35 protein-coding genes and 1 other annotated feature are annotated in these 25,365 nt (G+C 33.4%); of the genes, 25 read left to right on the top strand and 10 right to left on the bottom strand.

The features are described 5' to 3' along the window. Window positions 1-53 precede the first annotated feature (53 nt). From COC46_RS10150 to COC46_RS10140, 3 genes are read right to left on the bottom strand one after another with little or no spacing between them, the layout of a single operon-like run. On the bottom strand, window positions 54-434 hold the full coding sequence (locus COC46_RS10150) for a VOC family protein (RefSeq protein WP_255294868.1): 381 nt from the start codon (window positions 432-434) through the stop codon (window positions 54-56). Between the two features lie 33 nt (window positions 435-467). After that, on the bottom strand, window positions 468-1,148 hold the full coding sequence (gene bshB2, locus COC46_RS10145) for a bacillithiol biosynthesis deacetylase BshB2 (RefSeq protein WP_098809593.1): 681 nt from the start codon (window positions 1,146-1,148) through the stop codon (window positions 468-470). A 16-nt stretch (window positions 1,149-1,164) separates the two neighbouring features. Continuing rightward, window positions 1,165-1,509: a YojF family protein gene (locus COC46_RS10140; RefSeq protein ID WP_098809592.1), complete on the bottom strand. Its 345-nt coding sequence runs from the start codon at window positions 1,507-1,509 to the stop codon at window positions 1,165-1,167. Between the two features lie 425 nt (window positions 1,510-1,934). On the opposite strand from COC46_RS10140, the gene COC46_RS10135 reads away from it, so the two are divergent. Continuing rightward, window positions 1,935-2,330: an FtsB family cell division protein gene (locus tag COC46_RS10135; RefSeq protein ID WP_098809591.1), complete on the top strand. Its 396-nt coding sequence runs from the start codon at window positions 1,935-1,937 to the stop codon at window positions 2,328-2,330. Window positions 2,331-2,608: 278 nt separating this feature from the next. Further along, window positions 2,609-2,926, top strand: a complete 318-nt coding sequence (locus COC46_RS10130; protein ID WP_098809590.1) for a hypothetical protein — start codon at window positions 2,609-2,611, stop codon at window positions 2,924-2,926. Between the two features lie 65 nt (window positions 2,927-2,991). On the opposite strand, the gene tatC is transcribed toward COC46_RS10130, so the two are convergent. Next, window positions 2,992-3,720 (bottom strand): twin-arginine translocase subunit TatC, encoded by a 729-nt coding sequence (tatC, locus tag COC46_RS10125; protein ID WP_098809589.1) that lies wholly within the window; start codon window positions 3,718-3,720, stop codon window positions 2,992-2,994. Window positions 3,721-4,040: 320 nt separating this feature from the next. Here tatC and COC46_RS10120 point away from each other — a divergent pair, with 320 nt between their 5' ends. From COC46_RS10120 to COC46_RS10110, 3 genes are all read left to right on the top strand, one after another. Then, window positions 4,041-4,643: a metal-dependent hydrolase gene (locus COC46_RS10120; protein WP_176545119.1), complete on the top strand. Its 603-nt coding sequence runs from the start codon at window positions 4,041-4,043 to the stop codon at window positions 4,641-4,643. Window positions 4,644-4,719: 76 nt separating this feature from the next. Further along, window positions 4,720-5,142 (top strand): hypothetical protein, encoded by a 423-nt coding sequence (locus tag COC46_RS10115; protein ID WP_098809587.1) that lies wholly within the window; start codon window positions 4,720-4,722, stop codon window positions 5,140-5,142. Window positions 5,143-5,158: 16 nt separating this feature from the next. Continuing rightward, entirely contained in the window at window positions 5,159-5,458 is a 300-nt protein-coding gene (locus COC46_RS10110; RefSeq protein WP_098809586.1) for a DUF2653 family protein, read from the top strand. A gap of 39 nt (window positions 5,459-5,497) precedes the next feature. Here COC46_RS10110 and COC46_RS10105 read toward each other — a convergent pair whose 3' ends face one another. Then, the gene (locus tag COC46_RS10105; RefSeq protein WP_098809585.1) at window positions 5,498-5,695 is read right to left on the bottom strand and encodes a YqzH family protein; all 198 of its coding nucleotides are present in this window, start codon (window positions 5,693-5,695) and stop codon (window positions 5,498-5,500) included. A gap of 161 nt (window positions 5,696-5,856) precedes the next feature. Here COC46_RS10105 and COC46_RS10100 point away from each other — a divergent pair, with 161 nt between their 5' ends. The 9 genes from COC46_RS10100 (at window position 5,857) to COC46_RS10065 (ending at window position 12,154) form a co-directional block, all read left to right on the top strand. Then, on the top strand, window positions 5,857-7,119 hold the full coding sequence (locus COC46_RS10100; protein ID WP_098809584.1) for a Y-family DNA polymerase: 1,263 nt from the start codon (window positions 5,857-5,859) through the stop codon (window positions 7,117-7,119). Window positions 7,120-7,217: 98 nt separating this feature from the next. Continuing rightward, complete coding sequence (locus COC46_RS10095) at window positions 7,218-7,550, top strand: YolD-like family protein (RefSeq protein ID WP_098809583.1); 333 nt, start codon at window positions 7,218-7,220, stop codon at window positions 7,548-7,550. 83 nt (window positions 7,551-7,633) lie between these two features. Beyond that, window positions 7,634-7,858 (top strand): DUF1659 domain-containing protein, encoded by a 225-nt coding sequence (locus tag COC46_RS10090; RefSeq protein WP_098809582.1) that lies wholly within the window; start codon window positions 7,634-7,636, stop codon window positions 7,856-7,858. Window positions 7,859-7,875: 17 nt separating this feature from the next. Beyond that, window positions 7,876-8,091, top strand: coding sequence for a DUF2922 domain-containing protein (locus COC46_RS10085; RefSeq protein WP_098809581.1), 216 nt, complete (start codon window positions 7,876-7,878; stop codon window positions 8,089-8,091). A 258-nt stretch (window positions 8,092-8,349) separates the two neighbouring features. Continuing rightward, window positions 8,350-9,189 carry a Cof-type HAD-IIB family hydrolase gene (locus COC46_RS10080; RefSeq protein WP_098809580.1) on the top strand — a complete coding sequence of 280 codons (840 nt, stop codon included), beginning with the start codon at window positions 8,350-8,352 and terminating at the stop codon, window positions 9,187-9,189. 373 nt (window positions 9,190-9,562) lie between these two features. After that, the gene (locus COC46_RS22160) at window positions 9,563-9,739 is read left to right on the top strand and encodes a hypothetical protein (protein WP_176545118.1); all 177 of its coding nucleotides are present in this window, start codon (window positions 9,563-9,565) and stop codon (window positions 9,737-9,739) included. A 209-nt stretch (window positions 9,740-9,948) separates the two neighbouring features. Continuing rightward, window positions 9,949-10,395 carry a BclA C-terminal domain-containing protein gene (locus tag COC46_RS10075; RefSeq protein WP_098809579.1) on the top strand — a complete coding sequence of 149 codons (447 nt, stop codon included), beginning with the start codon at window positions 9,949-9,951 and terminating at the stop codon, window positions 10,393-10,395. Window positions 10,396-10,563: 168 nt separating this feature from the next. After that, window positions 10,564-11,058: a DinB family protein gene (locus COC46_RS10070; RefSeq protein WP_098809578.1), complete on the top strand. Its 495-nt coding sequence runs from the start codon at window positions 10,564-10,566 to the stop codon at window positions 11,056-11,058. Between the two features lie 169 nt (window positions 11,059-11,227). Then, a complete protein-coding gene (locus COC46_RS10065; RefSeq protein ID WP_098809577.1) occupies window positions 11,228-12,154 on the top strand; it encodes an aminoglycoside phosphotransferase family protein in 927 nt (308 codons plus the stop codon). A gap of 63 nt (window positions 12,155-12,217) precedes the next feature. On the opposite strand, the gene COC46_RS10060 is transcribed toward COC46_RS10065, so the two are convergent. The 3 genes from COC46_RS10060 to COC46_RS10050 all read right to left on the bottom strand — a co-directional run bounded on the left by COC46_RS10060 (window position 12,218) and on the right by COC46_RS10050 (window position 14,249). After that, on the bottom strand, window positions 12,218-12,832 hold the full coding sequence (locus tag COC46_RS10060) for a class D sortase (RefSeq protein WP_098809576.1): 615 nt from the start codon (window positions 12,830-12,832) through the stop codon (window positions 12,218-12,220). A gap of 3 nt (window positions 12,833-12,835) precedes the next feature. Then, entirely contained in the window at window positions 12,836-13,891 is a 1,056-nt protein-coding gene (locus COC46_RS10055) for a processed acidic surface protein (protein ID WP_098809575.1), read from the bottom strand. Window positions 13,892-14,039: 148 nt separating this feature from the next. After that, the gene (locus COC46_RS10050; protein WP_098809574.1) at window positions 14,040-14,249 is read right to left on the bottom strand and encodes a CDGSH iron-sulfur domain-containing protein; all 210 of its coding nucleotides are present in this window, start codon (window positions 14,247-14,249) and stop codon (window positions 14,040-14,042) included. Window positions 14,250-14,430: 181 nt separating this feature from the next. Between COC46_RS10050 and COC46_RS10045 the strand changes: the two genes are divergently transcribed. Together COC46_RS10045 and COC46_RS10040 are read left to right on the top strand one after the other, a co-directional pair. Further along, on the top strand, window positions 14,431-15,018 hold the full coding sequence (locus tag COC46_RS10045) for a GNAT family N-acetyltransferase (protein WP_098809573.1): 588 nt from the start codon (window positions 14,431-14,433) through the stop codon (window positions 15,016-15,018). Window positions 15,019-15,076: 58 nt separating this feature from the next. Continuing rightward, the gene (locus COC46_RS10040; RefSeq protein WP_098809572.1) at window positions 15,077-16,240 is read left to right on the top strand and encodes an iron-containing alcohol dehydrogenase; all 1,164 of its coding nucleotides are present in this window, start codon (window positions 15,077-15,079) and stop codon (window positions 16,238-16,240) included. Window positions 16,241-16,285: 45 nt separating this feature from the next. Here COC46_RS10040 and COC46_RS10035 read toward each other — a convergent pair whose 3' ends face one another. Both COC46_RS10035 and COC46_RS10030 read right to left on the bottom strand, forming a co-directional pair. After that, window positions 16,286-17,209 (bottom strand): alpha/beta hydrolase, encoded by a 924-nt coding sequence (locus tag COC46_RS10035; RefSeq protein ID WP_098809571.1) that lies wholly within the window; start codon window positions 17,207-17,209, stop codon window positions 16,286-16,288. A gap of 18 nt (window positions 17,210-17,227) precedes the next feature. Then, window positions 17,228-17,473 carry a zinc ribbon domain-containing protein gene (locus COC46_RS10030; RefSeq protein ID WP_098809570.1) on the bottom strand — a complete coding sequence of 82 codons (246 nt, stop codon included), beginning with the start codon at window positions 17,471-17,473 and terminating at the stop codon, window positions 17,228-17,230. A gap of 522 nt (window positions 17,474-17,995) precedes the next feature. Between COC46_RS10030 and COC46_RS22685 the strand changes: the two genes are divergently transcribed. The 9 genes from COC46_RS22685 (at window position 17,996) to COC46_RS09990 (ending at window position 25,333) form a co-directional block, all read left to right on the top strand. Next, window positions 17,996-18,184: a hypothetical protein gene (locus COC46_RS22685; protein WP_255294867.1), complete on the top strand. Its 189-nt coding sequence runs from the start codon at window positions 17,996-17,998 to the stop codon at window positions 18,182-18,184. Window positions 18,185-18,187: 3 nt separating this feature from the next. Continuing rightward, window positions 18,188-18,394 (top strand): hypothetical protein, encoded by a 207-nt coding sequence (locus tag COC46_RS22680; RefSeq protein ID WP_255294866.1) that lies wholly within the window; start codon window positions 18,188-18,190, stop codon window positions 18,392-18,394. A 135-nt stretch (window positions 18,395-18,529) separates the two neighbouring features. Beyond that, window positions 18,530-18,768, top strand: a binding site (T-box leader). A 51-nt stretch (window positions 18,769-18,819) separates the two neighbouring features. Continuing rightward, a complete protein-coding gene (gene asnS, locus COC46_RS10020) occupies window positions 18,820-20,211 on the top strand; it encodes an asparagine--tRNA ligase (protein WP_098809569.1) in 1,392 nt (463 codons plus the stop codon). Window positions 20,212-20,413: 202 nt separating this feature from the next. Continuing rightward, the gene (locus COC46_RS10015; RefSeq protein WP_098809568.1) at window positions 20,414-20,668 is read left to right on the top strand and encodes a YqkE family protein; all 255 of its coding nucleotides are present in this window, start codon (window positions 20,414-20,416) and stop codon (window positions 20,666-20,668) included. Between the two features lie 314 nt (window positions 20,669-20,982). Further along, complete coding sequence (locus COC46_RS10010) at window positions 20,983-22,482, top strand: 4-hydroxyphenylacetate 3-hydroxylase family protein (RefSeq protein WP_098809567.1); 1,500 nt, start codon at window positions 20,983-20,985, stop codon at window positions 22,480-22,482. 59 nt (window positions 22,483-22,541) lie between these two features. Continuing rightward, complete coding sequence (locus COC46_RS10005; protein WP_098809566.1) at window positions 22,542-23,288, top strand: IclR family transcriptional regulator; 747 nt, start codon at window positions 22,542-22,544, stop codon at window positions 23,286-23,288. A 53-nt stretch (window positions 23,289-23,341) separates the two neighbouring features. After that, the gene (locus COC46_RS10000) at window positions 23,342-23,881 is read left to right on the top strand and encodes a 3-hydroxyanthranilate 3,4-dioxygenase (RefSeq protein WP_098809565.1); all 540 of its coding nucleotides are present in this window, start codon (window positions 23,342-23,344) and stop codon (window positions 23,879-23,881) included. Then, window positions 23,866-24,903: an amidohydrolase family protein gene (locus COC46_RS09995; protein WP_176545117.1), complete on the top strand. Its 1,038-nt coding sequence runs from the start codon at window positions 23,866-23,868 to the stop codon at window positions 24,901-24,903. The genes COC46_RS10000 and COC46_RS09995 overlap by 16 nt, the downstream gene beginning before the upstream one ends. Next, complete coding sequence (locus COC46_RS09990; protein ID WP_098809564.1) at window positions 24,872-25,333, top strand: RidA family protein; 462 nt, start codon at window positions 24,872-24,874, stop codon at window positions 25,331-25,333. The genes COC46_RS09995 and COC46_RS09990 overlap by 32 nt, the downstream gene beginning before the upstream one ends. Window positions 25,334-25,365: the final 32 nt, after the last annotated feature.

The following is a 25,365-nucleotide window of genomic DNA, read 5'->3' as shown; positions in this document are numbered from 1 at the left end:
TTTTCAACAGCATGAAAAATCCATCTCTTTATTTAGAGATGGATTTTTATTTACTAGTCCATTGAACTACATATTTCAATATAATGACCATCTGGATCAGCTACATATGCTACTGTTTGACCCCATGGTTTTGTAATTGGTTCTTTGATAATCGTTACATCTTTCTTTCGTAAGTCTTCTATTGTAGCGTGCACATCAGCAGTTACAAAACCGATTTCAAAGGTTTGAGAAGTGGTTTCAGTGCTTTTATAGGTTAAACCTGTAAGCTCTTGAACATTGTCACGTTCAATCATTGCTAGTACAGTATGACCAGTATCTAATTCTACGTACGTACCGTGATTTCCTCGAATAGGAAGACCTAAAGATTCCGTATAGAAAGTAAGAGATCGTTCTAGATTTGAAACATATAAAATTAAATACTTCATTTTCAACATTTCATTAGCCTCCAGAATAGTTTATCTACCTTCTTATTCAAAATGATACGTATAGAACGATTCCTTCGCAAAAAATGATTTTAATCGATCATCTGGTATATCTTCAAATTTTTCGATTTTTACGACGTCTTTTAGCATTGATTCTGTTTGAGAGCGGTGTGCTTTCATCGTTCTTAGTTTTTGGGTTGCAACATCCATTACATCATTTACGATATCTGGTTTACCTAAAACTTCAAAGCGTTCTTTTGTAATCGCAATACACCATACAGTAGGACGATTATCTTTATCCATACGACGAACCGCTTCAACAGCTGCTCTTGCAGTTGCATCATGGTCTGGGTGGACACCGTGTTCTGGATAAAAAGTAATTAATAATGTCGGCTGAATTTCGTCGATAATTTCTTTAATCGGCGCGATTACTTCCTCAGGATCTTCGAATTCAATTGTTTTGTCATGGAAACCTAGCATTCTTAAATCTTGGATGCCCATTTCTCTACAAGCGTCCATTAATTCGTTTTTACGTATTGTAGGAAGTGATTCTCTTGTTGCGAAAAATGGATTTCCCATATTACGGCCCATTTCTCCTAAAGTTAAACAAGCGTATGTAACTGGAATTCCTTTGTTTGTAAATTTTGAAATCGTTCCAGCAGCCCCAAAAGCTTCATCATCAGGGTGAGGGAACACAAGTAATACTTTTTCTTGTTTCTGATTCATTTTTAGTGCTCCTCTCTTAAAATGGTGTATGGCTTAAATGTATTGCAATTGCAAGCTTTCCATCCTCGTTATGTCCTGCTAATAGGAGGCGACCTTGGTCATCTATTTCAAAATCAGTTAATCCTTCTGCCACAACCCAACCCTCTTCAAGCTTTAATCCGACTCTGTACGGGTGTTTACCTGTGATTGTAGCTCGGCTAATTACTACTTTCGTATTTCTGATAAAGGCATTTACTGTCATTACTTTTTCATTAAAGTGATTAGCATATGCGCCGTTTGTAGTTTCTAAATGTAAATAGACTGTTTGATTTATATAATTTTGAAGTGCATCTTGTGCAGCACCAATTTCTAATTTTTGCATTTCTTCCTCAACCTCCTTTAAAAAGTATTATAATCCAACTTTCCCTAAAATGGTAATTTGTTGGCTTTACGATTTTGGGCATAAAAAGATCCCTATCTAATTGGGTGATAGGGATTGGGGGGATGTGTATAACATGATTACTAAAATTTAACTGTTTAAATATTCAGTTAATTTATATTTAATATACATGATGTGGAAATATTCGTCAAGCACTTTTGTTAAAAAAATTTAAAATATTCAAAAAATATAAAAATTATTAATGAAAGATCTTTTAAAGAGTAAATACAAGCTAGAACTCGACAAAAAAAGCATAAATCTGTGCAAAATAGTCAAATTTTTACTTGTTTTACCTTTTTTTTCTTTTCTAAAAAGATATTACTTGTTAAACTAGAGTAGAATAATATTTTTAAAGGGAGGTTTTTAACGTGAAGGCAGAAGCGCGAAAATTATATAATCCACAAAGAGAAGAAGTAAATAAGCCTTCTCGTAATCAATTTCCGCAGACTCAAAAAAGAAAAACAATACGAATCCATAGGATCATTTTGACAATTTTATATTTGTCTTTAATGATCGCATCTGGAATTTATTTGTTTAGTCAAAATCAAATAGTTTCGGCAAAGCATCAGCAACTTTCAACATTACATGACGAACAAAAAAAGTTGGCTATAATTGAAAAAGACTTAAACAGAAAAATTAGATTATTAAACGATCCGGATTTCATTGCAAATTATGCACGTGGTGAATACATGTTCTCTAAAAAAGGGGAAACGATCATCATCGTACCGAAAACGGAAGAAGATATCAACTCTACTAAAAATTAATTAACTTAAAAGGTTTCCATCTAAGCGGGAATCTTTTTTTTCTATATTTTTATTATAGAACGAAAGTTCGTGAAATACGAGTATAATGACGAACGTACGAACTAAAATAGGAAGAAGGGAATAGAAGCTTTTGAACGTTATTCCGATTCCTTTCGTCCTTCTCTGGACATTTCCGCTATTTTTTAGTTCTAACGTCCTATGTTTTCTACAAAATTTTCACTATTCTGAAAAATGCATCTTTGTTATAATTTAGATAAGCTTAAATAAGGAGGATTAACATGAAGAAGTTCATTTACGTTTTTGCTATTTTAATTGTACAAGTAATATTGACGTTCCTTGTTAGTGTTCTCTCAGATTCATCGGCTAGTAATATTGCTATTTTTGTAGGATTCGTTACGACGATCTACCTATATTGGAAAACTGCTAAAAAAGAAAGTTATACTCCGTTACAGCGATATCAGTGGTTACGTGTTGCTGGATTAGAATTAAACGATTTACATAAAGATTTGCAAAGTAAAATTGCCATTAAAGCATCGTTGATTTATAGTTTTTCAGGTTTAGTTGTTACGTTGTATTCATCACATATTTTACTATGAGGAATAGTCAAAAAAATGGACAAGCATACTAATTGCTGTCCATTTTTTTGTAGTGTTTTTATCGTTTATTCTGATTCATGCTGTAAGTGTTTAATACGTCTTCGATATGCAATTGATGAAACAAGAATACTTAGTTCATATATAACTAATAATGGTAAGCTTGTCATCATATCAGATACAAAATCAGGCGGCGAGATTGATGTTCCGATAATAATAAGGATAAAATAGGCGAATCGTCGAGATTTTCTTAAAAATGCTGGTGATACAATTCCGATACTCGTTAAAAATAGTATAATGACTGGTAAATCAAAGAAAAATGCAAAAGGAACAACTAGGTTAAATAAGAAGCTAAAATAGCGTTCAGCTGTAAAAGTAACAGTTACTAAGTCTTCTCCGATTTCCTGTAAAAATTTTAACACGTTTGGAAAGATGAAATAATATCCAAATGCTAATCCACAAATGAACAATATGAATAAAGCTGGTATGTAGAGCATTGTTGATTTTCGTTCTTTTACGTGCAAGGCCGGTTTCACAAACGCCCATATTTGGTAAGCAATCACAGGTATACTACACGTTATCGCGAACACCCCACTAATCATTAGATAAATCCAAAGGACATCACTTGGACCTAGGGCTAGAAGTTTTCCATCCAAATCTTGAACAAGGAAATTAAATATAGCCTTCGTATAGTATAATCCAATTCCTAAAAAAATAACGAATGCAACAATTACTTTTATGATTCGATTTCGAAGCTCATCTAAATGGTCAATAACACTCATTTCTTTTTCTTGCATAATTTCCCCCAAAGCAAACTGTGAAAGTATTTTATATACACTTTAAAAACAAAAATTGGCAGCGGCGTTGAGAACTCGATGTGTCGCCATTTCTAAGAGTAAAGTGTAAGTGCAACTACGTCTTCTCCGCCTAAAAGGCTCGCTAAATGACGAGTTTTTTTTATTATATTGAGCTTCCTATATTTTGTCAGAAAAAAGAACAATCGTCAATGAATATAAGGACTTTTAATTTCCAACTTTTGTTAATATATTCATATGAAAACGAACCTTCTCCGACTATAATTAAAGTATGAGTATGTAAGATAAGGAAGGTAAGTATTTTGGATGGAAAAAGTCATGTAATCGTAGGATTATTTGCAACTGGTGTCACAATGTATGCGACAAAGAATGATTCTATGAGCGTTCCACTTATTGTTGGGGCAATTAGTAGTTTAGCTCCTGATTTAGATCATCATAATGGTTCATTAACAAAAAAGGTTTCAATGCCGCTAAAAGTTCTTTTTAGTTTATTATTTTTAGCAGTTACATTATTTATTGTTGTGAAAACAGGGAAGTTAATTTATTCCGGATCATGGATTTATGCAGTTGGTATTCTCATATTATTTATTATTTGTGTCAGCTGGTTAAGGAATTTAAAAACAATTTTGATGTTAACCGGCATACTAATTGCAGTTATAGGTTGGTTTTTCTTTTATGGTCACTGGTCAATCATTGGGTTTGGATTATTTGTTGCTGTTTCATCGAGATTAAAACATCGTGGACCAACGCATTCTCTCTATTTTTTAGCGATTTGGAGTGGCATTTGTTATTTGCTGCAAAAAGATTTAATGATCAATGGTTTGTGGTTAGCTGGTACAGTCGGTTATTTTTCTCATCTTTTAGCAGATCAGTTATTTACAAAACAAAGCATTAAGTGGTTATAGGACTTCTTAATTATCGCATTTTTTTATTGATAATAACCATAATAAGAAAGATGTGATGATGAAAGAAGGGTCAATATTGAAAAGAATAAAATCTCTAATATCCATGTGGATTTTGTTTGTTATGCTAGCTATGTCGTTCCCAGTAGAAGCAAGTAGTAATTATAATCATCAACAGGCTAAGGTGAATACGAAATCATTTGTTTTTAAAGAATCAACAACTAATCTTGCAGCTAGGAGATCGTATCGTTCAAATAGAAGTTACAGGCCGACAGCACCTAGATCGAGTTATCGTTCTAATAGAAGTTCTGGAAGGAATTTTCTAGGTTATGCAGGTGCTTTTGGGTTAGGTTCTCTGTTTGGCTCAATGCTAAACCCGTTCGGCGGCTATTATGGCGGTCAGCATTTTGGTTTCTCATTTTTCGGCTTGCTATTAGATATTTTAGTAATAGTAGCTATTATTTGGTTTATTAAGAGAATCTTTCGTAGAAACCGATATTAACCTTGTGAGGTGATTTGTGAAAATCTTTTTTGATGAACAAGATGTTGCTAATGCGATTTGTGTATATGTGGCTGATTTGGAAGGGATTCGACCGGAAAGTGTACAAATTGAATTTCAATTTAATGAAGATGATGGCGTAAGCTGTGATGTATCAGCTAATCATCGGAATCTAGTCTATTTCGAGCAACAAATATCTGACGCAATTGGTTTTTACTTAGACGAGATTCATCGATTTTCTTCTTATTCGATGGAAATCATAATTGGTTTTGATGAAGATGAAGGCATTACTAGTGAAATAGCATTTACCTATTCATAAAGCCCGAGAGTGAACTTTTGTTCTTCTCGGGTTTTTCGTTTACTTGGCATAATTCGTTACATATTCGTAAACAATATCTTGTACTAATTCATGTAATTCGCGGTCATCTTTTAATTGTTCGGTAATGATTTGATTGTACAGTTCATTTAGCATCTCAACTGTAATCCGCTGTTCGTGTTCTCCTCTATATTGTATTAGTGCGCGTTTAATCATCTGTTTTACAAACTGTCCATTCACTGTGTCTTTCCTCCCTTAAGCTACTTTAAGTATATCCAAAATTTTGTATTGTTCCTAGCGAAAAATTTTATTGAAATCGAACGTATATTCGTTTAATATATGTTTATAATAAAAATAAGAACATTAGTTCTGTTATTTTTTGGGAAATCGGAGTGATATGTATGAGCATTTGTTATGAAGAGTTACCACATCATCGGATATTATGCATCGATATGAAGAGCTTTTATGCAAGTTGTTCTGCGGTCATGCTTGAATTGAATCCATTAGAATGTTATCTAGCTGTTGTTGGAGATGTTGAAAGAGAAGGAAGTATCGTGCTTGCGGCTTCTCCTCAATTAAAAAAGGACTTTGGGATTAAAACAGGATCAAGGGTTTTTGAAATACCAAAAGATCCGAGGATTAAAATTGTAAATCCTTCAATGTCAAAATACCTAGAAATCTCAACAAATATCGTAAAGTTATTAAATGAATTTGTACCTTTAGAGGATTTACATGTATACAGTGTTGATGAATGTTTTTTAAAGGTGGATGGAGTAAAAAAATTATGGGGGGATGCATGGAAGGTCGCCGAAAAAATACGTGCTGAAATTATGGCACGATTCCAATTACCTTGTGCAATTGGGATTGGTCCGAACATGCTTTTGTCAAAGCTCTGCTTAGATTTAGAAGGGAAAAAAGCTGGGATAGCGGAATGGACTTATGAAGATGTAGAAAAAAAACTATGGCAGGTGAGTCCTCTTAGCGAAATGTGGGGAATCGGTAAAAGAACTGAGCGAACTTTAAATGCAATGGGGATTTTTACGGTAGGACAGCTGGCGAAATATCCTCTTCATTTGCTTGAAAAGAAATTCGGAGTAATGGGTAATCAACTATATCATCATGCGTGGGGAGTGGATTTGTCTGAGCTAGGTGCGCCAATTATGAACGGACAAATTAGTTTTGGTAAAAGCCAAATATTAATGAGAGATTATACAAAAGTAGACGAAATTAAATTCGTTATTCGTGAAATGTGCGAAGAGGTTGCGCGCCGAACTCGTAACGCTAAAAAAGCAGGACGAACGATTACATTAGGAATTGGATATAGTCGTGAAGAGTTCGGTGGGGGATTTTCTCATGCGTTTACAATGGATGAACCTACAAATATTACTTCAGATTTGTATGAAATATGTACAAAACTTTTTGATCGATATTATGAAGGGAAGACAGTTCGGCAAATTCTCATTTCCCTTTCGAATATTGTAAGTGATGAGATTATGCAATTAAATTTATTTGATCAGAAAAAACCTCAAAAGCGTAAATTAGGATATGTTATGGATGCAGTCCGAAAAAAATATGGATCAACCGCGCTCCTTTGGGCTGTTTCTTACGCAGAAGGAGGAACGGCACTTGCTCGAAGTAAGCTAGTAGGAGGACATAAAGGCTAAAAAGTTGGTTCTTAAAGTGCTCTACCTTGCTTTTCTCTTAGAAGTGAAAGCTACTAGCTCTTGCCCAAACAAAACGAAAGAAAAGGAGAAGAATGCCGATGATTCGTGACCGTGGCACGATTAAATGGACCTCAATGATGTTACCGGAACATGTAAAAATGCTTCGTGACTGGAAAGTATCACAAAACTACGAACAACAAAAGGATGTAGATGAACAATTATTAGAGGAAATGAACCGTCATCTTCAGCAGGCAATTCACGAGGATGAAAGTGTGCAAATTACTTATTATAAAGATCACTATCATCATAATGTAAAAGGAAAAATAGGAAAAATCAATTTACACCAAAATAGACTATCAATTTATGAAGAACAAGCTGGATATATGGAGCTATTATTAAGTGATATTGTGGACGTCAAAGTTGGCACATAAAAATTAAATTGAAAAAAATAATATACCGTTAACGAAAAATCCCTCCCTTTCCTGTATATATACATCGAAAGGGGGAGTTGAAAATGGCTCAAATTGCTACTCAACAACTAACATTGTATGTAAATTTACATGCAGGAAAAGACGCACAAGGAAAAATCATCATCAAGAGAAAGGCATATAAAAATGTCCGCGTGGATGTTGATTTAGTGAAGCTAAGCGAAGTAGGAAATGCTTTAGCCTCACTGCAAGACCTACCGTTAGTAGAACTAGAAGTATTAAGCAACGGACTACTTTTAAACAGTCTATAAAAAAGGAGGAAAGTGACATGATCCAAACATTAGAACTTAAATTTTTAAATGCAAATGAAAAGGTTGTTACGCTAACAGTCGACAATCCAACAATGCCAGTTAATCCAACACTAATCAATCAAGTAATGGATAAAATTGTAGCAAATAATGTTTTTACTTCTACAGGTGGAATTGTCGTAGCAAAGCAGGGTGCACGTTTGGTTGGTAAAGAGATTATTGAGATTGAGTTGTAGGATCTATTAATCTTTAGAAAGCGTAGGTCAAAAATTAGATTCTCAGGCTGATTGCAAGCGCTTGTCTNNGAAGAAAGCGAGCGTTTGGCGGTCAGTCTAAGACCTTCTGACATGCAGAAGGTCTTTTTTTGCGTTATAATAATAAAGAATGAAAACATAAATTAGTAAATAGTTAAATTGTAATAAGAAGATTTTAGTAGAATTAGTGAATACTTAGCATTCAGATTATAATAGAATAGTAGAAAAGGAGAGAACGACATGGCATTAATTGCAATTGATATGGATGGTACACTGGTAAATGGTAAAAATGGGATACCAATAGAAAACATTGAAAGCATCCGGGCAGCGCAAAAGGAAGGAATCCATGTTGTCATTTCTACAGGTAGAATGTACGAAAGTGCGAAGGAAGTATTAGATGAAGCTGGACTAACTTGTCCGATCGTTTGTTTAAATGGCTCTCAAATCTATGATTATGAAGCGAAAATTTTGCAAAACGATTCAATGGATAAAAACATTTTTGCAAAAGCCTTAAGTATATGTGAAGCCGAAAATAAAACATTTATTATTAGTACTAGTGAAGGATCATTTACAAAATGTCGAGATACATTATATGATGAATTTTTTACTGATAAGAAAACTGGCAAGGCATACAAAGTTACTGCTACTTTAAGAAAGATTCGAAATTACGCTTCAATTGAAGATTTTAATGATCTTGATGTATATAAAATATTATTTCTTTCCAATAACGAAGAGGCTATTAACCGTATCCGACTAAAATTAATGCAAGAAGAGGAGCTACTAATTACTTCGTCAGGTTCAAATAATGTTGAAATTAATGCGGCGAATGTAAGTAAAGGAGCAGCATTATTAAAGCTTGCACCAATTCTTGGAGTAGAGTTAAAAGAGAGTATGGCAATTGGTGATAGTTTTAATGATGTTTCTATGTTCAATCGAGTAGGATTTCCAGTAGCAATGGGAAATGCAAAGGATGAGCTAAAAAGCCACTGTTCATTTGTTACAAAAACAAATGAAGAAGCAGGCGTAGCACATGCAATCTATCATTTTTTAGATCAAAAACAAAAAAAGAAACAAAACTAATTCAAAGAGGGAGTTCAAAAGTCAAAGTACTTTTGAGACTCCCTTTTTATTTATGGCAAGCAATACGAACACTTTGTGTACTTTATTGATAAAGCTGTGAACTTTGTTCATAAAGTAGTTTTTTAGTGCATAAAACAATGAATTTGGTTCATAAACTATTTTTACCCATTCAAGGTAGGGGGATAGAACATATTTGAAATGAAGTTCAGATTAGTAGAAATCTCCAACAATTTCTTTAAAAGGGGCAGTAATTTAACAAAAAACACAGTAAACCAGGTGGAATTAATTTATAAACACCTCCTAGATTGTAGACATAAAGATTAGGCGAGTAAACATAATCTAAATAAAAACTATAAAGGGTGTGGAAAGTAAAATGGATGCATTCTTAGGTATATTCCCGCTTGTTATTATACTTTTTTACATTGCAATTCCTGCAGGTATTATAGCGATTATCTACTTCTTTTATAAATTATTTAAAGATCGAAATGAGGAATTAAAAAAGCAAAATGAGATATTAAATCGGATTGCTAATGTACTAGAAAGGTCTTAGGCTTTCATACTATTTTATGTTTAAAAGAACTTAGTCCAATGATGACTAAGTTTTTTGTTCTATTAAATTAAAAAAAGTTAAAAAACTAGTGGACATGCTGTAACGAAAAGGAAAAACTTTCATATTAATAAACTATATTACAATAAAGACAAGCCTTTAATATGTTACTTCTAAGAGGGGTTAAGTCGAATAATAAGAAAGGTGATAGTATGAGACATCCAAGACCACATAGACATCATTTTCCACCAATACCTCCTGGGGAAAGCTTTGCATTTGTTACAAATAGTGGAGGAACTGTTAATGTAGTAAGTGAAGGTACAAATGTAACTTTTCCATCATTTCAATATTTAGGTGAAGGAATTACAATTAATCAAGCAAATGATCGACTAGCTGTTGAGGAACCAGGAAATTATTTTATTGATTACTCAGTGAATTTAAATGCACTATTAGATTTATCTACAAGAATACTAATAAATGGTAGACCTATAAATGCATCCACAATTGCACATGAAGTGAATAGATCGATCTTTGCTAGTCAAATGATCTTACCATTAGAAGCTGGAGATACAATTTCACTTCAACTGTTTGATTTTGTGGGAGCTGTTACGCTTTTACAAGGCGCTGGAGCAACAATTAACCTATTCAGAGTTCATTAATACAAGTTGCGCTTCAAAAGGTTGTTCTATACCGTTACAAGAATGCACTGCCTTTTAAAAGGAGTGCATTTTTAATGCGTTAAAATCATAGTGTAATAAAGGGGAAATTAGTAATAGTCACGAAAGTACATAATTGTAAAGATAAAAAAGAAAAAGGGAGAATGATATATGGGTAAAAAAGAATTTATACTAGATCAATTGGAAGTCTGTCGGAATGTTGGAAGTTGGATCCAACCATTAAGTGTAGCACTTGAAAATTTACGATTAGAGGATATTAGTTGGAGACAAAATGATTCTACTCATACGATTGGTGAAATCGTCTATCATCTATACTTCTATAATCAAAGGTGGTTGAGAAGATTTAAAGGGGAAACACCAACTGAAGTGATCGAAAGTAATGCTTCAACTTTTCGAAGTATGGAAAATTTAACGCAGGAAGGCTGGCGGGACCTTGTTGAGCGGCTAGATGAAAATTTAGCGAATTGGCAGCAAGCTATAAAAGAAATGGATGAGTCAAAGCTTTATGAACAAATTCCAAACTTTCCAGTCGATGCAGCCTGGTGGGGCGCTTTATCTAATCTATGCACCCATATAACATATCATATAGGGCAAATTATCTATATTCGAAAAGCACAAGGCTCATGGGTATCAAAAGAAGAGTAGGAATCTTTATTTTTTATGATTCGGTACTATTTTAGAAAAAATAAAAATGAAGGCCGTTTTTTTATTGAAGTTTGAGAAATTGTAGGCTAATTTTGAGGAAGTAAGAATTTATAGAAATAGGATTGAGAAAGGATACATATAAAAATAAGGGGAAAATGGGGATCAAAAGATGATAGAACAAAATGTTAAGGCTTACATTTTGAAAAAATACAATAAAAGCGAAGCGGATTTTTTAGGAAAGGGACAAGAAGCAGAAGTTTACTCTTATGATCATGGAAGAGTTTTAAAATTATATAAAGCTACAGCATACCCAAAGCTAAACATATTAAAGCAATTTTATGAATCAATGGATTCTAGTGACGTAGACTTTGAATTGCCAAAAATTCACGATATCATAAAAGAGAAAGAAGTAGTTTTAACAATTGAAAAACGAATTGAAGGTAGAAATATTCAAAAGGATTTATCAAAATATGATGATGTAGAATTGGATTCTTTTTTTGAAAACTATTTATCTACAATATTAAGTATTCAAACGATTAAATTAGAAAATCGTTTTGATGGGATCAAATTATTAAGTGACTATGAAATAGAATCAAAGGATTGGTTTGATTTTATAAAACAGTCGTTACTTAAAAAGAATATAGAAGTACAAAGCTATTTGAAAAAAGATGTATTAGATTATGAAGTAAAGCTAAACCGATTACTAGAAGCGTTTTCAGTTAAATACGAAGGGAAATATGCGTTAGTTCATGGGGATTATTATCCATCAAATCTATTAGTAAATAAAGAAGGGCGTATCAATGGTGTAATTGATTTCGGATTAATGACATTATATGGAGATCCATTATTTGATGTAGCATTAAGTTGGATTCTATTTGATTTATATGATGAATTAGGAGAAATAAAATTAAATAAGTATTTAAATAAAGTAGTAAATAAATTGGGTGAAAAAAATAGAGGTACAATCCATTTATATATTCTTTTTTATAGCATTTATTCAGCTAATTTCTTTTCAGAAAATTGCAGTGATGGACACTATCAATGGAGCGTACGTAATTTAAATAATGAAAAATTTTGGTCTGTACTAGAAAATTAAAAATATATAAGACTACTAATAATAAAAAATGCTCACTATTAATAGCGAGCATTTTTTTATTATTTATTTATTCACTTCAGATTTAGCTAAACTAGCGACAAGTATATAACGTTGTGGTGCATGTCCAATAAAATTAAATGGATAACACGTGCTTACCGTTAAAGTCGGTCTTGGTTTTGGAATAATAACAGTGCGATCATCTTTATCGACAATACGAATTTTGTGAACTTTGTAAGTAAAAGTACCAGCAGATGTTTTTACAATTAACAAATCGCCAATTTTTACTTCGCCAAGATGACGAAATACAGTATCTCGATGACCGGCAAGGACACTATTATCTCTTTCACCTGGCATCACAGATTTAGCGTAATGACCGATTCCCTTTGCAAGCTCGTCCTCATCTGTCCCGTGGAAGATTGGTAAAGTCGATTCAATTCTAGGAATTGTTAATGTACCCATTTCTTCGCCAAATTTAGGATAAGTCTTATAAAGTGGTTCATTTTTTTTAATTTGCTTCAGATTAGTCGCAGTTTCTTTATTGATTTCTTTTTTGAAATCATCCTTTGACTGTTTATACAGTACATAGGTTTTAAGCATAGAAAAAGCATTCGTTGAAGCAAAAAATAACCCGACAATAAAAAGGAGTGCTGCAAAAATAAGAAGAAATTTTCGTTTCATAGCTTATCGTTTAGCAATTACCTTTTTACGTAAAACAACAGCAGCTAACATCATGATCATGCCAAGCATTGTCCATTCAGTTGTATGAGTAGCAGTATTTGGAAGTTTTCCACCATTTTCTGTTCTAACTGTAACAGTTGACTTTGTTGGTTGTTTAATTGCTTTTGCAGTATCTTTAACAATATCGACTACTTTGTCATCGCCTAAAAGCTCATCTGGTGAAAATACAGCGTCTAATAATAGATTACCAGCGTTATCGTAAATCTCTAAATATACTTTTACATTTTCCATCGATTCCATAGAATCATCCATAGTAAGTAATTTAGCAAAAGTTAAAGGTGTTTTAACGCCATTTTGTTCAATTGCAATTTTAATATCTATTTTTAAAGTAGATTGAAGCTCTTTTACGATATTCATTAGTTCTACTTTTAATGCATCAGGTAATTCTTCTGGAGCAGCCTCAGTATCCATTGAGAAAAATTCAGGATAATTTTCTTCTAAAGCAGTAGCTCGGTCAGCTAAAGCTTCTAATTTTGCTTCGATAGCAGGATCATCATTCACAACTTTTTCTAAGTATGAAGATAGATTATTAATTTCTGCCTCAGTAATTCCAAACTCCGAAAAAACATCAGAAAGATCTTCCGTAGAAGGGAATTCGTCTTCTAAACTACCAGACTCATCTTCATCTAAATAAATTAAATTTTCAATATCAGAAGTAAAGTAGTACGTGTCTAATAATGATGCATTTTCGTCCATATCATCATAGTAGACTGCTAGATCAATGATTTCATCTTCAGTATAACCGTATTCATCAAGAAGATCGTCTAACGTTTTTTGCGTAAGTCTTTCACCTAAAGTATCCTTCAACTCATCAACTGAATCGAAATCAGAGATCGATTCACCGTAGTAAGATTGTAAATAATCCTCTAATTGCTTTTGAGTCAAATCGATACTCACTAAATAAGTTTTTAATTCATTTGTATCTGGTGCTGCGTATGCGGTTACACCAGGTGCAACTAATGCTGCGGATAAAACGATTGCTGCTACTGCCTTTTTCATGACGCTTCCCCCTTAAAAGTGCGATCCTTTAAATGTAAATGTGGTTAGTTTGGTTAAATGAAAGATAGATTCAAATGTACGTAAGGTATGAGTGCATAAGAAAGCCGATTATTTAGATGGATCAATAATCGGCGTCAGAAAAATAATATTATTCTGATTCTTTAGGAACTCGGACAACAGATTCGAATCTTCCTTTATGAGTACCGTCACAATATGGTAATTTACTTGACAAACCGCATCGACATAATGAGAAAGCTGCTTTTTGCGGGTATGAGTTCCCTTCAGCATCAACTAGATCAACAGTACCAGTGACACGTAAAGGACCATTATCTAAAACCTTAATTTGAACATCAGACATATTCATTTCCTCCTACACATTTAAATTTATTATATATTACATTAACATTAAATTAAAAGGGGTATTTTAATATAATATTAACTTTTAACATGATATCTACATGAATATGGTATAAAATGATAAAGTTGTTTTTTAGAATACTAAAAAATAATTAAATAAATCACATTAAGGAGTGACAATCATGATTCGATTAGCCAAAAAAGAAGATGCAAACCAAATTGTCCCTCTAATTGTACAAGCAATTGAAGATATTGTATTTATGTTAACCGGGACAACGTCATTTGAACAAGCAACGCCAATTTTAGAATACTATGTTCAATCCGAACAAAATCGACTAAGTTACCATAATTGTTTAGTTAAAGAAATAGAAGGACAAATCGTAGGAATTATCATAGCTTATCATTCCTCAGAATTATCAGTGTTAGATCGTGAAATGCTTGAAGTCATAAGTCGTAATTTAAATATCCAAAATGTTAAAGTTGACAAAGAAGCAGATGATGAGGACTTTTATATTGATACACTGTCAGTAGATCCAAATTATCAAGGCAAAGGAATTGGAACTGAATTATTAGAAGGTCTCATTTCTTTTGCCAAAAACAAGGGAATTGACCGAGTTTCATTAAATGTCGATCAAGACAAACCATCTGTTCGTCGTTTATATGAAAAAGTTGGCTTTAAATATGAGAAAGTAAGATTTATAATGAACCATTCATACGATTACTTAGTTTTCCCAATAAATGAAAAAATATTCGAAACAAAAGTCGTTTAAGATGCATCCTTTCGACTGTTTAAGTTAAAATTAACCTTGAGCAAAAGGAGGGATACATATGAATTTTTTTACATTTGCAAATCCAACAGAATTAATATTTGGTAAGGATAGTGTACAAAAGTTAAAAGAAAAATCGACTAGCTTTGGAAAGAATGTTTTACTTGTATATGGTGGTGGAAGTGTTAAGAGAAATGGCTTATACGATCAAATTGTAGGTATTCTTAAAGAAGCAGACAAAACGATATATGAACTAAGTGGAGTTGAACCAAATCCAAGACTATCAACGGTTCATAAAGGTATTCAAATTTGTAAAGACGAAAAAATTGACTTTATTTTAGCTATTGGTGGTGGGTCTGTAATCGACTGTACAAAAGCTATTGCTGTTGGTGCGAAATTTGATGGCGAGATTTGGGATGTTATTACACGTAAAGCAGTCCCTAATGATGCTTTAAAATTTGGAACAGTATTAACGCTTGCAGCAACTGGTTCAGAAATGAACGCAGGGTCAGTTATTACAAATTGGGAAACAAAAGAAAAATTAGGCTGGGGAAGTAAATTTAGTTACCCTACATTTTCAATTTTAGATCCTCAAAATACATTCACAGTTCCTCGTGATCAAACAGTTTATGGATCCGTGGATATTATGTCACATGTTATTGAGTCATATTTTCATCATGGAACGAATACAAAAATTCAAGATCGCTTCTGCGAAGGAATTTTAAAAACTGTTATTGAAACTGCTCCGATAGCAGTTGAAACATTAGATAATTATGAAGCACGTGAAACACTATTATATAGTGGAACGATGGCACTAAATGGAATTTTAAGTATGGGTGTTCAAGGTGATTGGTCAACACATAATATTGAGCATGCAGTATCTGCAGTAACAGATATTCCTCACGGTGGAGGATTAGCAATTATTTTCCCTCATTGGATGGAATATGTAATGAACGAAAATGTTGATCGCTTCTGTCAGTTTGCAGAAAGAGTTTTTGATATTAAACAAGATTCAATGTCAAAAGAAGAGTGGGCATTGGCGGGTATTAAAGCTTTACGTACTTTCTGGAGCTCAATCGGTGCACCAAGCTGTTTAAGTGAGTACGGTATAACAAAAGAGCAACTACCTGAAATGGCAGCCAAAACCGTTAAATATGGTCCATTTGGTTACTTTAAAAAATTAGATCAAGAAGCTGCATTGAAAATCCTAGAGGCAGCACTTTAATAAATTCTATAAAATAAAAAGGACAGAGAGGAAATTCTGTCCTTTTTATAATGAATTATGTTCAATACCAATATTATTTAAAAAAGATGAAACAATTGAATAATATTCATCTCTATTTTCATTTAAACTCATTGCATGTGCACCTTTTTTTGCAATGAATAATTCTCTTTTATCTTGAATTTTCGCATCAAATAATTTGAGTGTATGTGTATAAGGAATATAAGGGTCTAGTTTACTATGAACAAATAATACAGGTTTTTTTATATTATGTGTTGCTAGTATCGGAGAAATATCTTTAATGAAAAATCCATTCCGAAGCTTTAACCAAATGCTAGAAACTGGAAGAATTACCCATTTTGGAAGATTATAATCCATTTTTAAACGATATGTAAGCTGCTCCTTAAATGTAGAGAATGCACAGTCAGAAATATAAAAAGCTGCAGAATCCTCAACCAACCCAGCGTATTGTAGCATCGTACAAGCGCCCATTGACTCCCCATGAATACCAAGAACAATATCACCTTTTAAATCTTTTAAATAGTGAACAATTGTTTGTAAGTCATATTTCTCGTAAAATCCATAGCTAGTTGTATGACCACCTGACTCACCATGTCGTCTATGATCATAAGTAAGAACATTAAAACCAAGCTTTAAAAATAACTCAGCATATTTAATAGAGTTATTTTTGTTAACCGTTACACCATGTGTAATGATAACCCAATTATTTGTATCAAAAGCCTCGAATAAGTACCCCTTTAATTCATAGCCGTAACGAGATTGAACAGAAAAAGGTTGTTTTTGAACAGAGCGATACAAGCCCTCATCAAATCGGAAATTTTCCAATTCGCGTTGATAAATAAACTCAAGCGAATTTGTTTTCATAAACAAAACTTGCTGCGTAAAATAAAAACCAACTCCAGTAAAATAAATAAGAAAAAGTAAAGCCACAACAAGCCAGACTATTATCATATTAGCATCATCACTCTCTTACCCAAAAAGAATATCAAGAATAGTTGTCAACTCACCGCGGGTTTTACCTTCTAAAATTGAAGGATTATAAACCTCAACAAAACCGCAATTTAAACAAGAAACAAATAAATAATGATTATAGTCAATATCTAATAATTTACTTAAACCTGAACCTGCCATTGATACCTCTTTAATTTTAGCGTTCGTATGTTTACATTTCGAACAAACAAATTTATCCTTTATTAATTGTTCAGCTCTTGCCATAAGACCACTCCTTTTTAGTAAAGTGTATCATAAGAAAAAGAATAGTTTGTAAATGGATTTTGACAATAAAATTAAGAAAATATTGGAATGACTAGTTTGAAGTTTGAACTTTGTCGATTTTTGATTACAACCATTTTCCTAACTCATGAGGGGGCCATGAGTTAGGAAACAGGGGAAAAAAGAGATTTTTTAACTCATGAAGGTTCATGAGTAAGGAAAAGAGTTGAAATCTGAGAATTAGTAACACATGAGGGGTCCATGAGTAAAAAAAAAGCAAAAACATAAGGGGTCATGAGTTAGTAATAAACAAAAAAATGACCATTTTTAAGAGTTTGCTTGAGTAAACTCTTTTTTGAGTTTTAAACAAGAGTCATCATACCACGTTAGAGTAACGAACAAAAAAACTGTACATAAAATAGCAATATATTGGACATGCATTCATTTTTTCTTTCATTAATTGAATGTAATCCGAGCCAATTTTGTTTTTGTAATAGATATTAAATTATTACTAGGAGAATGGCTATGAGCATTGAATTTTTTTCGCTATCACCAACAGCATTTCAAGTATTGAAAGTGGGAGAAGCACAGCCTAAAAAAGTAAAGCGAATTGTGTATGGGCAAGCTACGTCGGACCCAAATGGTGTAGCAACACTTTATTTTACAGACAATGGATTATCTACAGGTAATCCGTTGTTGACAGAGATTGACTAAGCAGTGGCAAGTGTCTATTCAACAAATGTTAGTATAAATGCAAGACCGAGAGTACAAATGCGAGAAAAGAATGTTTCTGGAAAATATGTATCTGCTAATGTAACGAATATTAGTGGTGTAACAGTGTTAGGGATTAGTGTATTGGGCTCAGAAAATCCTGTAAGTGGAGCATTAGTAGATTTTATGATCTTAGGTAGTTTTAATAGTTAGTGATGAAAAAAATGATCGACTAAACTGGTCGATCGTTTTATTTTCGCTAAATGTTAAAATTTCTAGGGGACAACTAGACAAGAGTTTATGTTTTATGATAAATTATACAAGAAAAATTCCTTTAAAAACTACATATTTAAATCGATGAAAAGGAAAGTAGTTTTTGCTATATTCGATAGAGAGCCGGGGATGGTGGAAGCCTGGTGATGAAGCATGAATGAAGAACACCTTTGAGTTCTAACCGAAAGGGATAACTTAAGTAGGCTTAGACGTTACCAGCACGTTATTAACTGGAATAAGCAATAGTAGCTTTAAAGTTGGTCATATTATGACAATTTGGGTGGTACCGCGGAAGTTAGTCTTTCGTCCCTTTTATAGGGATAGAAGGCTTTTTTTATTGGAAAATTAATATAAGGAGGCTAATTATGATTAAGACTGTAGTAAAAGATTTATACAGAAATCAAGAAAATTTTAAAGATAAATCAGTTCAAATTTCAGGATGGATTCGTACTCTTCGCGATTCTAAAACGATTGGCTTTATGGAGTTAAATGACGGTACATTCTTTAAGAGTGTACAAATCGTATTTGAGGACAATCTTGATAACTTCAAAGAAATTACAAAGTTACCAATTAGCTCTACTGTTACAATAGAAGGTGAGTTTATTCCAACTCCGGAAATGAAACAGCCTTTTGAAATTAAAGCGACAAAAATTATTGTTGAGGGATTATCGGATGTAGATTTTCCTTTACAAAAAAAGAGACATTCTCTTGAATATTTAAGAACAATCGCTCACTTACGTCCAAGAACGAATGCTTACTCAGCGGTTTTCAGAGTAAGATCTCTTGCATCATATGCTATTCATAAATTCTTCCAAGAAAAAGGATATGTATATGTACATACACCAATCATTACAGGAAGCGATACTGAAGGCGCAGGAGAAATGTTCCGTGTGTCAACAATGGATTTAAACCAGCTTCCAAAAACGGAAGACGGTAGAGTGGACGAAAGCGCAGATTTCTTCGGTAAAGAGACTAATTTAACTGTTAGTGGCCAATTAAATGGGGAAGCGTATGCACTTGCATTCCGTAATGTGTATACATTTGGTCCGACTTTTAGAGCAGAAAATTCAAATACTGCACGACATGCTGCAGAATTCTGGATGATTGAGCCGGAAGTTGCCTTTGCAGAACTGCCTGATATTATGGATCTTGGGGAAGACATGGTCAAGTATGTTATTAATTACGTATTTGAACAAGCACCTGAGGAAATGGAATTCTTTAATAGCTTTATTGATAAAACACTTATCGATCGATTAAAGAATGCGTTAGAATCTGAATTTGGTCGAGTTACTTATACTGAAGCTGTTGAATTATTACAGAACTCTGGTAAAAAGTTTGACTACCCTGTTGAATGGGGAACAGATTTACAAACTGAACATGAACGTTACCTAAGTGAGGAAATCTACAAGCGTCCTGTTTACGTAACTGACTATCCGAAAGAAATTAAGGCGTTTTATATGAGAGCGAATGAGGATGGCAAGACGGTGGCTGCGACAGACTTACTAGTTCCTGGTATTGGCGAGTTAATCGGAGGAAGCCAACGTGAAGAAAGAGAAGACGTCCTTGTAGAACGTATTAAAGAACTTGGTATGAACGAAGAAGATTACTGGTGGTATTTAGAGCTTAGAAAATACGGTGGTACAAAGCATTCTGGCTATGGAATTGGATTTGAACGACTTGTTATGTATTTAACAGGAATGAAAAACATCCGTGATGTAATACCATTCCCTCGTACACCAGGAAATGCAGATTTTTAATTTAATCTAAAAATGAACAATAGGATGCTACGGCATCCTATTATTGTTAAGAAGCACTTTTCAATCCAATTAACCGTAAAGAGTATGAATTTTAGCATTTGAAGAATAGTGAATAGTAGTTTAATAATATGAGTAAAGACGAATTACTTCTCTTTCTACTATAAATTCGTGTTAAAATAATGGAAATGGAAGGTGATAGAAAATGAAAAAAAGAAAGCCACAACAGCCTGTAAAACCAGCATACGAACAGAAAGAAAAAATATCATTAGGATCATTAATGAATGAAGACATTCTTCAAAAACTAAAGAATACCAAAAAACAATTGCAAGAAAATGAAGTAAAGCTAAAAGAGGAAGAAGAAGCTCGTATTCGAAAAGAAAAAAGATTACGTGAGAAAAATAAATCATTCGAAGAGCTATTAAACGAAAGTAATATTTCTTGGAAAGACTTTAAATGATAAGGCGTCTAATATGATGTCTTATTTTTTTTATACAATCTAAAGAGAAAAATGCTGATCAACTTGAATAGCTTCCAAAAATAAAGATGAATTTAATCATTTTTTTTATAAGAAATTTCACATTATGAAATTTTTTGATTGTTCTAAATTTTATAATTTTTTATAGTGAAATTAAGGTAAATAAAAAGTAGTAGGTGGTGCAAATAATTTAGGATAGTGAAATTGAATTTTATGAAAGCGCTTTAAAAAAATTTCCGAATTCGATTTAAAAACCAATGGTAAAAAATTACATATCGGAGTGGAGGAATTAATAAATGGGTATTCGTACAGGAGCGCAATATATTGAGGGGCTAAGATCTAGAAAACCAGAGGTATGGTTAGGTGGAGAAAAGGTTGAAGATATCGTAAACCACCCAGTCTTTAAACAACCTATTTTAGAGATTGCAAAATTATATGATATGCAGTTCGACCCAGCTTATCAAGAAAAAATTACACATATTTGTGAAGAAACTGGGGAACGAATTTCTAATGCTTTTTTAGTGCCTAAATCATATGAAGATATTAAAGCGCGTGGAGAATTGTTCGAAGCATATGCAATGTCGACATTTGGTTTAATGGGAAGAACACCAGATTTCTTGAACATTGTATTAACTTCAATGGCTAGTAATTCATGGTTTTTAGATAAATATAATCCAGAGTGGTCAAAAAATGTCCAAAATTATTTCAAATTTGTTCGTGATAATGATGTCTTCTTAACACATGCAATTATTAATCCTCAAAATGATCGAAGCAAGCCATCGTATGAACAAAAAGATCTTTTTACTCATTTAGGAGCTGTAGAAGAAACGGCTGAAGGGTTAGTTGTTCGAGGGGCTAAAATGCTTGCAACATTAGCACCGATTACAGATGAGGTAATCATCTATTCATTCCCTGGATTCCACCAAGGTGATGAGCGATATGCTTTAGCATTTGCACTTCCAATTGATACTCCGGGATTAAAGATTTTATGTAGAGAACAAATGCAAGATGGTAAAAGATCATTCTTTGATCATCCACTAGCTTCTAGATTTGAAGAGATGGATGCTGTACTTGTATTTGAAGATGTGTTGGTTCCTTGGAATCGAGTGTTTATTCATAATAATGTTGAAGCAGCAAATAATCTATATCCAAAAACAGGTATTGCACAACAACCTGCACACCAGTCAGGCGTACGAGGCTACGTAAAATTAGCATTTGTAGTGGAAGTAGCTTGTAAACTAGCAGATTCAATTGGCGTAGATGTTTATTTAAATGTACAAAATGACTTAGGTGAATTGCTACAATCGGTTGAAACAATTCGCGCATTACTTCGAGTGTCAGAAATAGAATATGAAACACTACCTTCAGGCGAAGTAAGACCGGCGTGGGAGCCGCTTGAGACGATCCGTGGCCTGCTACCAACTATGTATCCAAGAGCAATTGAAGTCATTCAAACGATCGGTGCAGGTGGCTTATTAATGTCACCAACAGAAGCAGACTTTGAACATCCGGAGTTAAGAGATGCAATGGATAAATACTATGTTGGTCGTGAAGGTGTATCATCCTTAGACCGAGTTCAGTTATTCAAACTTGCTTGGGATTTATGCGGAGAGGCATTTGGACAAAGAGCACTTCAATATGAACGATATTATACTGGTGATCCAATTCGAAAAAGAGCAATTTACTATAACCAAAAGAAACGTAAAAAAACATTTAGTATGGTAGACGATGCTTTAAATGGAGCAAAATACTTAAAAGGAGTATCTACTAATCTAGCGAATTCTAAAGTTAACTGATTAATTTTAGAAAGCAGGGGTTTTATGAAATTTTTTAGCATCAATGAGGAGGGGATCTAATGATCTCTTCAGTTCAAAAGATTTCTAGAATATTAGATTGCTTTACAGAAGAAGAGCCAGTACTAGGAAATTTAGAAATAGCTGAAAAGTTGAATATGAATGCGAGTTCAGTCCATCATTTAGTACGAACACTTTGTGCTGAAGGAATATTAATTCAGGATAGCAAAAAGAAGTATCGACTTGGCTGGAAGTTGCTTGAATGGAGTAATCACGTTATGTATCAACAAGATATTTATAGAGAAGCTATTCCATTATTAGAAAATCTACTAAAAAATTATGATAGTACAGTTCATATCGGAATGTTTGATAAAGGGGATGTAAGATTTGTCTTAAAAGTTTCCTCCAAACATTCGATACCAGTTCCGACATTTATAGGCGCTAAACGTCCTGCATATTGTACGAGTAGCGGTAAAATTCTACTATCATATAATCCAGCGTATTTAAAAACGACAATTGATAGAGGGTTTAAAGCTTATACAGCTAATACGATTACAAATATTGATGCACTAAAAAAAGAGATGGCTGCGATTAAAGAGAATGGATATAGCATTAGTAACAACGAAAATGATTTAGGATTATTCGGTATTGCAGCTCCGATTCAAACATATACTGGTCAAACTTTTGCAGCATTAAATATGGTTGGACCAGTTTCGTATATGATGAGCCAAGACATCGGTCGAATGATTCAAGATGTTGTGAAAACTGCTAAAACAGTTTCAAATCAGCTAGGTTATATTAATGCATAATGATAGCGCTTACTAAACGTCGAATAAAAATGAATTAATTGGGAGGATTAGAGATGAATTTAAAAAGTCGAGTTTTTAATATTTTCAAATTGATTGAGGATAATAAAGAGCTGTTAAAGCCACCAGTTAATAATAAAGTTATTTGGGAAGATTCCGAGTATGCTGCAATGATCGTTGGAGGACCAAATAAACGTAGAGACTTCCATATCGATCCTGCAGATGAATTTTTCTATCAAATTAAAGGTAATTGCTACGTTGAGTGTATTACACCAGATGGTAAGCGCGAAGTTGTAACAGTTTCTGAAGGTGAAATTTTTATGCTTCCTTCTTTTGTTCCACATTCACCTCATAGAGTAAAAGATTCATATGGAATTGTACTAGAAAGAAAAAGAGCAGAAGGTGAATTAGAAAGCTTTGTTTGGTTCTGTGATGAGTGTAATGAAGAAATGCATAAAACGACAGTTCAATTAACTGATATTGGTACGCAAGTTAAAGAAGCAATTGAACAATTCAATGGTAGCCTTGAATTGAGAACGTGTAAAAACTGTGGTCATGTCATGAAAGAGGAAGCGGATGAATGGGTATGCGTATAGACTTCCATACACATATAATTCCTGAGGATTTACCGAATTTTTTTGAAAAGTATGGTCATGAAAGATGGCCAATTTTACAACCGACCTGTTCATGTGGTGCAAATATTATGGTTGCTGGGAAAGTATTTAGAGAAGTAACTGATCAAGTATGGAGTCCCGAAAAGAGAATTGAGGACATGAATAATGAAGGCGTCACAATGCAAGTGTTGTCACCAATTCCAGTTACATTTTCGTATTGGGCACCAGCTCAAGTCGCATTGGAAATGGCGCAAATTCAAAATGATTTTATAGCGAATACGGTTAAAAATAATCCATCTAAGTTTATTGGATTAGGAACAATACCAATGCAGAATGCTGAAATCGCCATTCAAGAAATGGATCGTTGTATTCATACACTTGGATTAAGTGGATTAGAAATTGGTACGAATGTGAATGGTACAAATTTAGACAGTGATGAATTTAGTCCATTTTTTGAAATGGCTGAAAAATGGAATGTACCATTGTTTATTCATCCGTGGGAAACGTTAGCTAAAGATCGCACCCCGGATCATAACTTTATGTACACCGTTGGAATGCCGAGTGAAACGGCTTTAGCTGCTGCCAGCTTAACATTTGGTGGAGTAATTGAAAAATATCCAAAACTAAGAATATGTTTTGCACATGGTGGAGGTTCATTCCCATTTATTCTACCTAGGCTAGATCAAGGATGGAAGGTATGGCCACACTTGAGAAAAACAGCCTATCCACCAAGTCATTATGTAACTAATTTCTATTTTGATTCGCTTCACTATGATCCTATTAACATTCAATTTTTAATTAACCGTTTTGGATATGACAAAATTGTGATGGGTTCGGATTATCCTTTCTTATTAAGAGAAACGCCACCTGGAAGAGTCATTAATCAAATGGATCTTAATAAAGAAATGAAAGAAGCTATTTTAGGAAAAAATGCTCTGAAATTTTTAAATATAAAGGAGGCAGATTTACTTCATGGAAAACAAAGTATTGACTCCAGAAGATAGATTAATAAGTTTAGGTTATACAATCAAACCAATTAGACCGGCATCAGGAAACTATGTTAAGTCTGTTCGTACTGGAAATCTACTATTTACATCGGGTCAAGGTGTAGATGAATACCGTGGCAAACTAGGCCGAGAGTTAACACTCGAGGAAGGGTACGCAGCTTCTCGAGAGTCAATGTTAAATTTAATTAGTGTACTAAAGTACGAATTAGGTGAACTTTCGAAAGTAAAACGAATTGTCAAAATATTAGGCTTCGTAAATAGTACAGAAGATTTCTATGATCATCCAAAGGTGATGAATGGAGCTTCTGACCTTTTAGTAGAAGTATTTGGTGAAAGAGGAAAACATGCTAGATCAGCTGTTGGGATGGCGCAGCTTCCGCATAATACAGCGATCGAAATTGAAATGGTTGTAGAAATAGAGGATTAAAAAAATTGGTGGCACTTGTGTCACCTTTTATT

It is taken from the genome of Bacillus sp. AFS041924, from assembly GCF_002577195.1.
In the GTDB taxonomy this organism is placed as follows: domain Bacteria; phylum Bacillota; class Bacilli; order Bacillales; family Bacillaceae_G; genus Gottfriedia.
This window is presented reverse-complemented; position numbering and strand designations above follow the sequence as displayed.

Coding starts and splice junctions, on each gene's coding strand:
- COC46_RS10140 (WP_098809592.1), bottom strand. CDS start 1,509: ATGCAAAAATTAGAAATTGGTGCTGCACAAGATGCACTTCAAAATTAT.
- COC46_RS22685 (WP_255294867.1), top strand. CDS start 17,996: ATGAGCATTGAATTTTTTTCGCTATCACCAACAGCATTTCAAGTATTG.
- tatC (WP_098809589.1), bottom strand. CDS start 3,720: ATGCAAGAAAAAGAAATGAGTGTTATTGACCATTTAGATGAGCTTCGA.
- COC46_RS10000 (WP_098809565.1), top strand. CDS start 23,342: ATGAATTTAAAAAGTCGAGTTTTTAATATTTTCAAATTGATTGAGGAT.
- COC46_RS10070 (WP_098809578.1), top strand. CDS start 10,564: ATGGGTAAAAAAGAATTTATACTAGATCAATTGGAAGTCTGTCGGAAT.
- COC46_RS10010 (WP_098809567.1), top strand. CDS start 20,983: ATGGGTATTCGTACAGGAGCGCAATATATTGAGGGGCTAAGATCTAGA.
- bshB2 (WP_098809593.1), bottom strand. CDS start 1,148: ATGAATCAGAAACAAGAAAAAGTATTACTTGTGTTCCCTCACCCTGAT.
- COC46_RS10055 (WP_098809575.1), bottom strand. CDS start 13,891: ATGAAAAAGGCAGTAGCAGCAATCGTTTTATCCGCAGCATTAGTTGCA.
- COC46_RS10090 (WP_098809582.1), top strand. CDS start 7,634: ATGGCTCAAATTGCTACTCAACAACTAACATTGTATGTAAATTTACAT.
- COC46_RS10130 (WP_098809590.1), top strand. CDS start 2,609: ATGAAGAAGTTCATTTACGTTTTTGCTATTTTAATTGTACAAGTAATA.
- COC46_RS10030 (WP_098809570.1), bottom strand. CDS start 17,473: ATGGCAAGAGCTGAACAATTAATAAAGGATAAATTTGTTTGTTCGAAA.
- COC46_RS10065 (WP_098809577.1), top strand. CDS start 11,228: ATGATAGAACAAAATGTTAAGGCTTACATTTTGAAAAAATACAATAAA.
- COC46_RS10035 (WP_098809571.1), bottom strand. CDS start 17,209: ATGATAATAGTCTGGCTTGTTGTGGCTTTACTTTTTCTTATTTATTTT.
- COC46_RS10085 (WP_098809581.1), top strand. CDS start 7,876: ATGATCCAAACATTAGAACTTAAATTTTTAAATGCAAATGAAAAGGTT.
- COC46_RS10150 (WP_255294868.1), bottom strand. CDS start 434: ATGTTGAAAATGAAGTATTTAATTTTATATGTTTCAAATCTAGAACGA.
- COC46_RS10005 (WP_098809566.1), top strand. CDS start 22,542: ATGATCTCTTCAGTTCAAAAGATTTCTAGAATATTAGATTGCTTTACA.
- COC46_RS10060 (WP_098809576.1), bottom strand. CDS start 12,832: ATGAAACGAAAATTTCTTCTTATTTTTGCAGCACTCCTTTTTATTGTC.
- COC46_RS09990 (WP_098809564.1), top strand. CDS start 24,872: ATGGAAAACAAAGTATTGACTCCAGAAGATAGATTAATAAGTTTAGGT.
- COC46_RS10045 (WP_098809573.1), top strand. CDS start 14,431: ATGATTCGATTAGCCAAAAAAGAAGATGCAAACCAAATTGTCCCTCTA.
- asnS (WP_098809569.1), top strand. CDS start 18,820: ATGATTAAGACTGTAGTAAAAGATTTATACAGAAATCAAGAAAATTTT.
- COC46_RS09995 (WP_176545117.1), top strand. CDS start 23,866: ATGGGTATGCGTATAGACTTCCATACACATATAATTCCTGAGGATTTA.
- COC46_RS10075 (WP_098809579.1), top strand. CDS start 9,949: ATGAGACATCCAAGACCACATAGACATCATTTTCCACCAATACCTCCT.
- COC46_RS10050 (WP_098809574.1), bottom strand. CDS start 14,249: ATGTCTGATGTTCAAATTAAGGTTTTAGATAATGGTCCTTTACGTGTC.
- COC46_RS10015 (WP_098809568.1), top strand. CDS start 20,414: ATGAAAAAAAGAAAGCCACAACAGCCTGTAAAACCAGCATACGAACAG.
- COC46_RS10100 (WP_098809584.1), top strand. CDS start 5,857: ATGAGCATTTGTTATGAAGAGTTACCACATCATCGGATATTATGCATC.
- COC46_RS10080 (WP_098809580.1), top strand. CDS start 8,350: ATGGCATTAATTGCAATTGATATGGATGGTACACTGGTAAATGGTAAA.
- COC46_RS22160 (WP_176545118.1), top strand. CDS start 9,563: ATGGATGCATTCTTAGGTATATTCCCGCTTGTTATTATACTTTTTTAC.
- COC46_RS10095 (WP_098809583.1), top strand. CDS start 7,218: ATGATTCGTGACCGTGGCACGATTAAATGGACCTCAATGATGTTACCG.
- COC46_RS10040 (WP_098809572.1), top strand. CDS start 15,077: ATGAATTTTTTTACATTTGCAAATCCAACAGAATTAATATTTGGTAAG.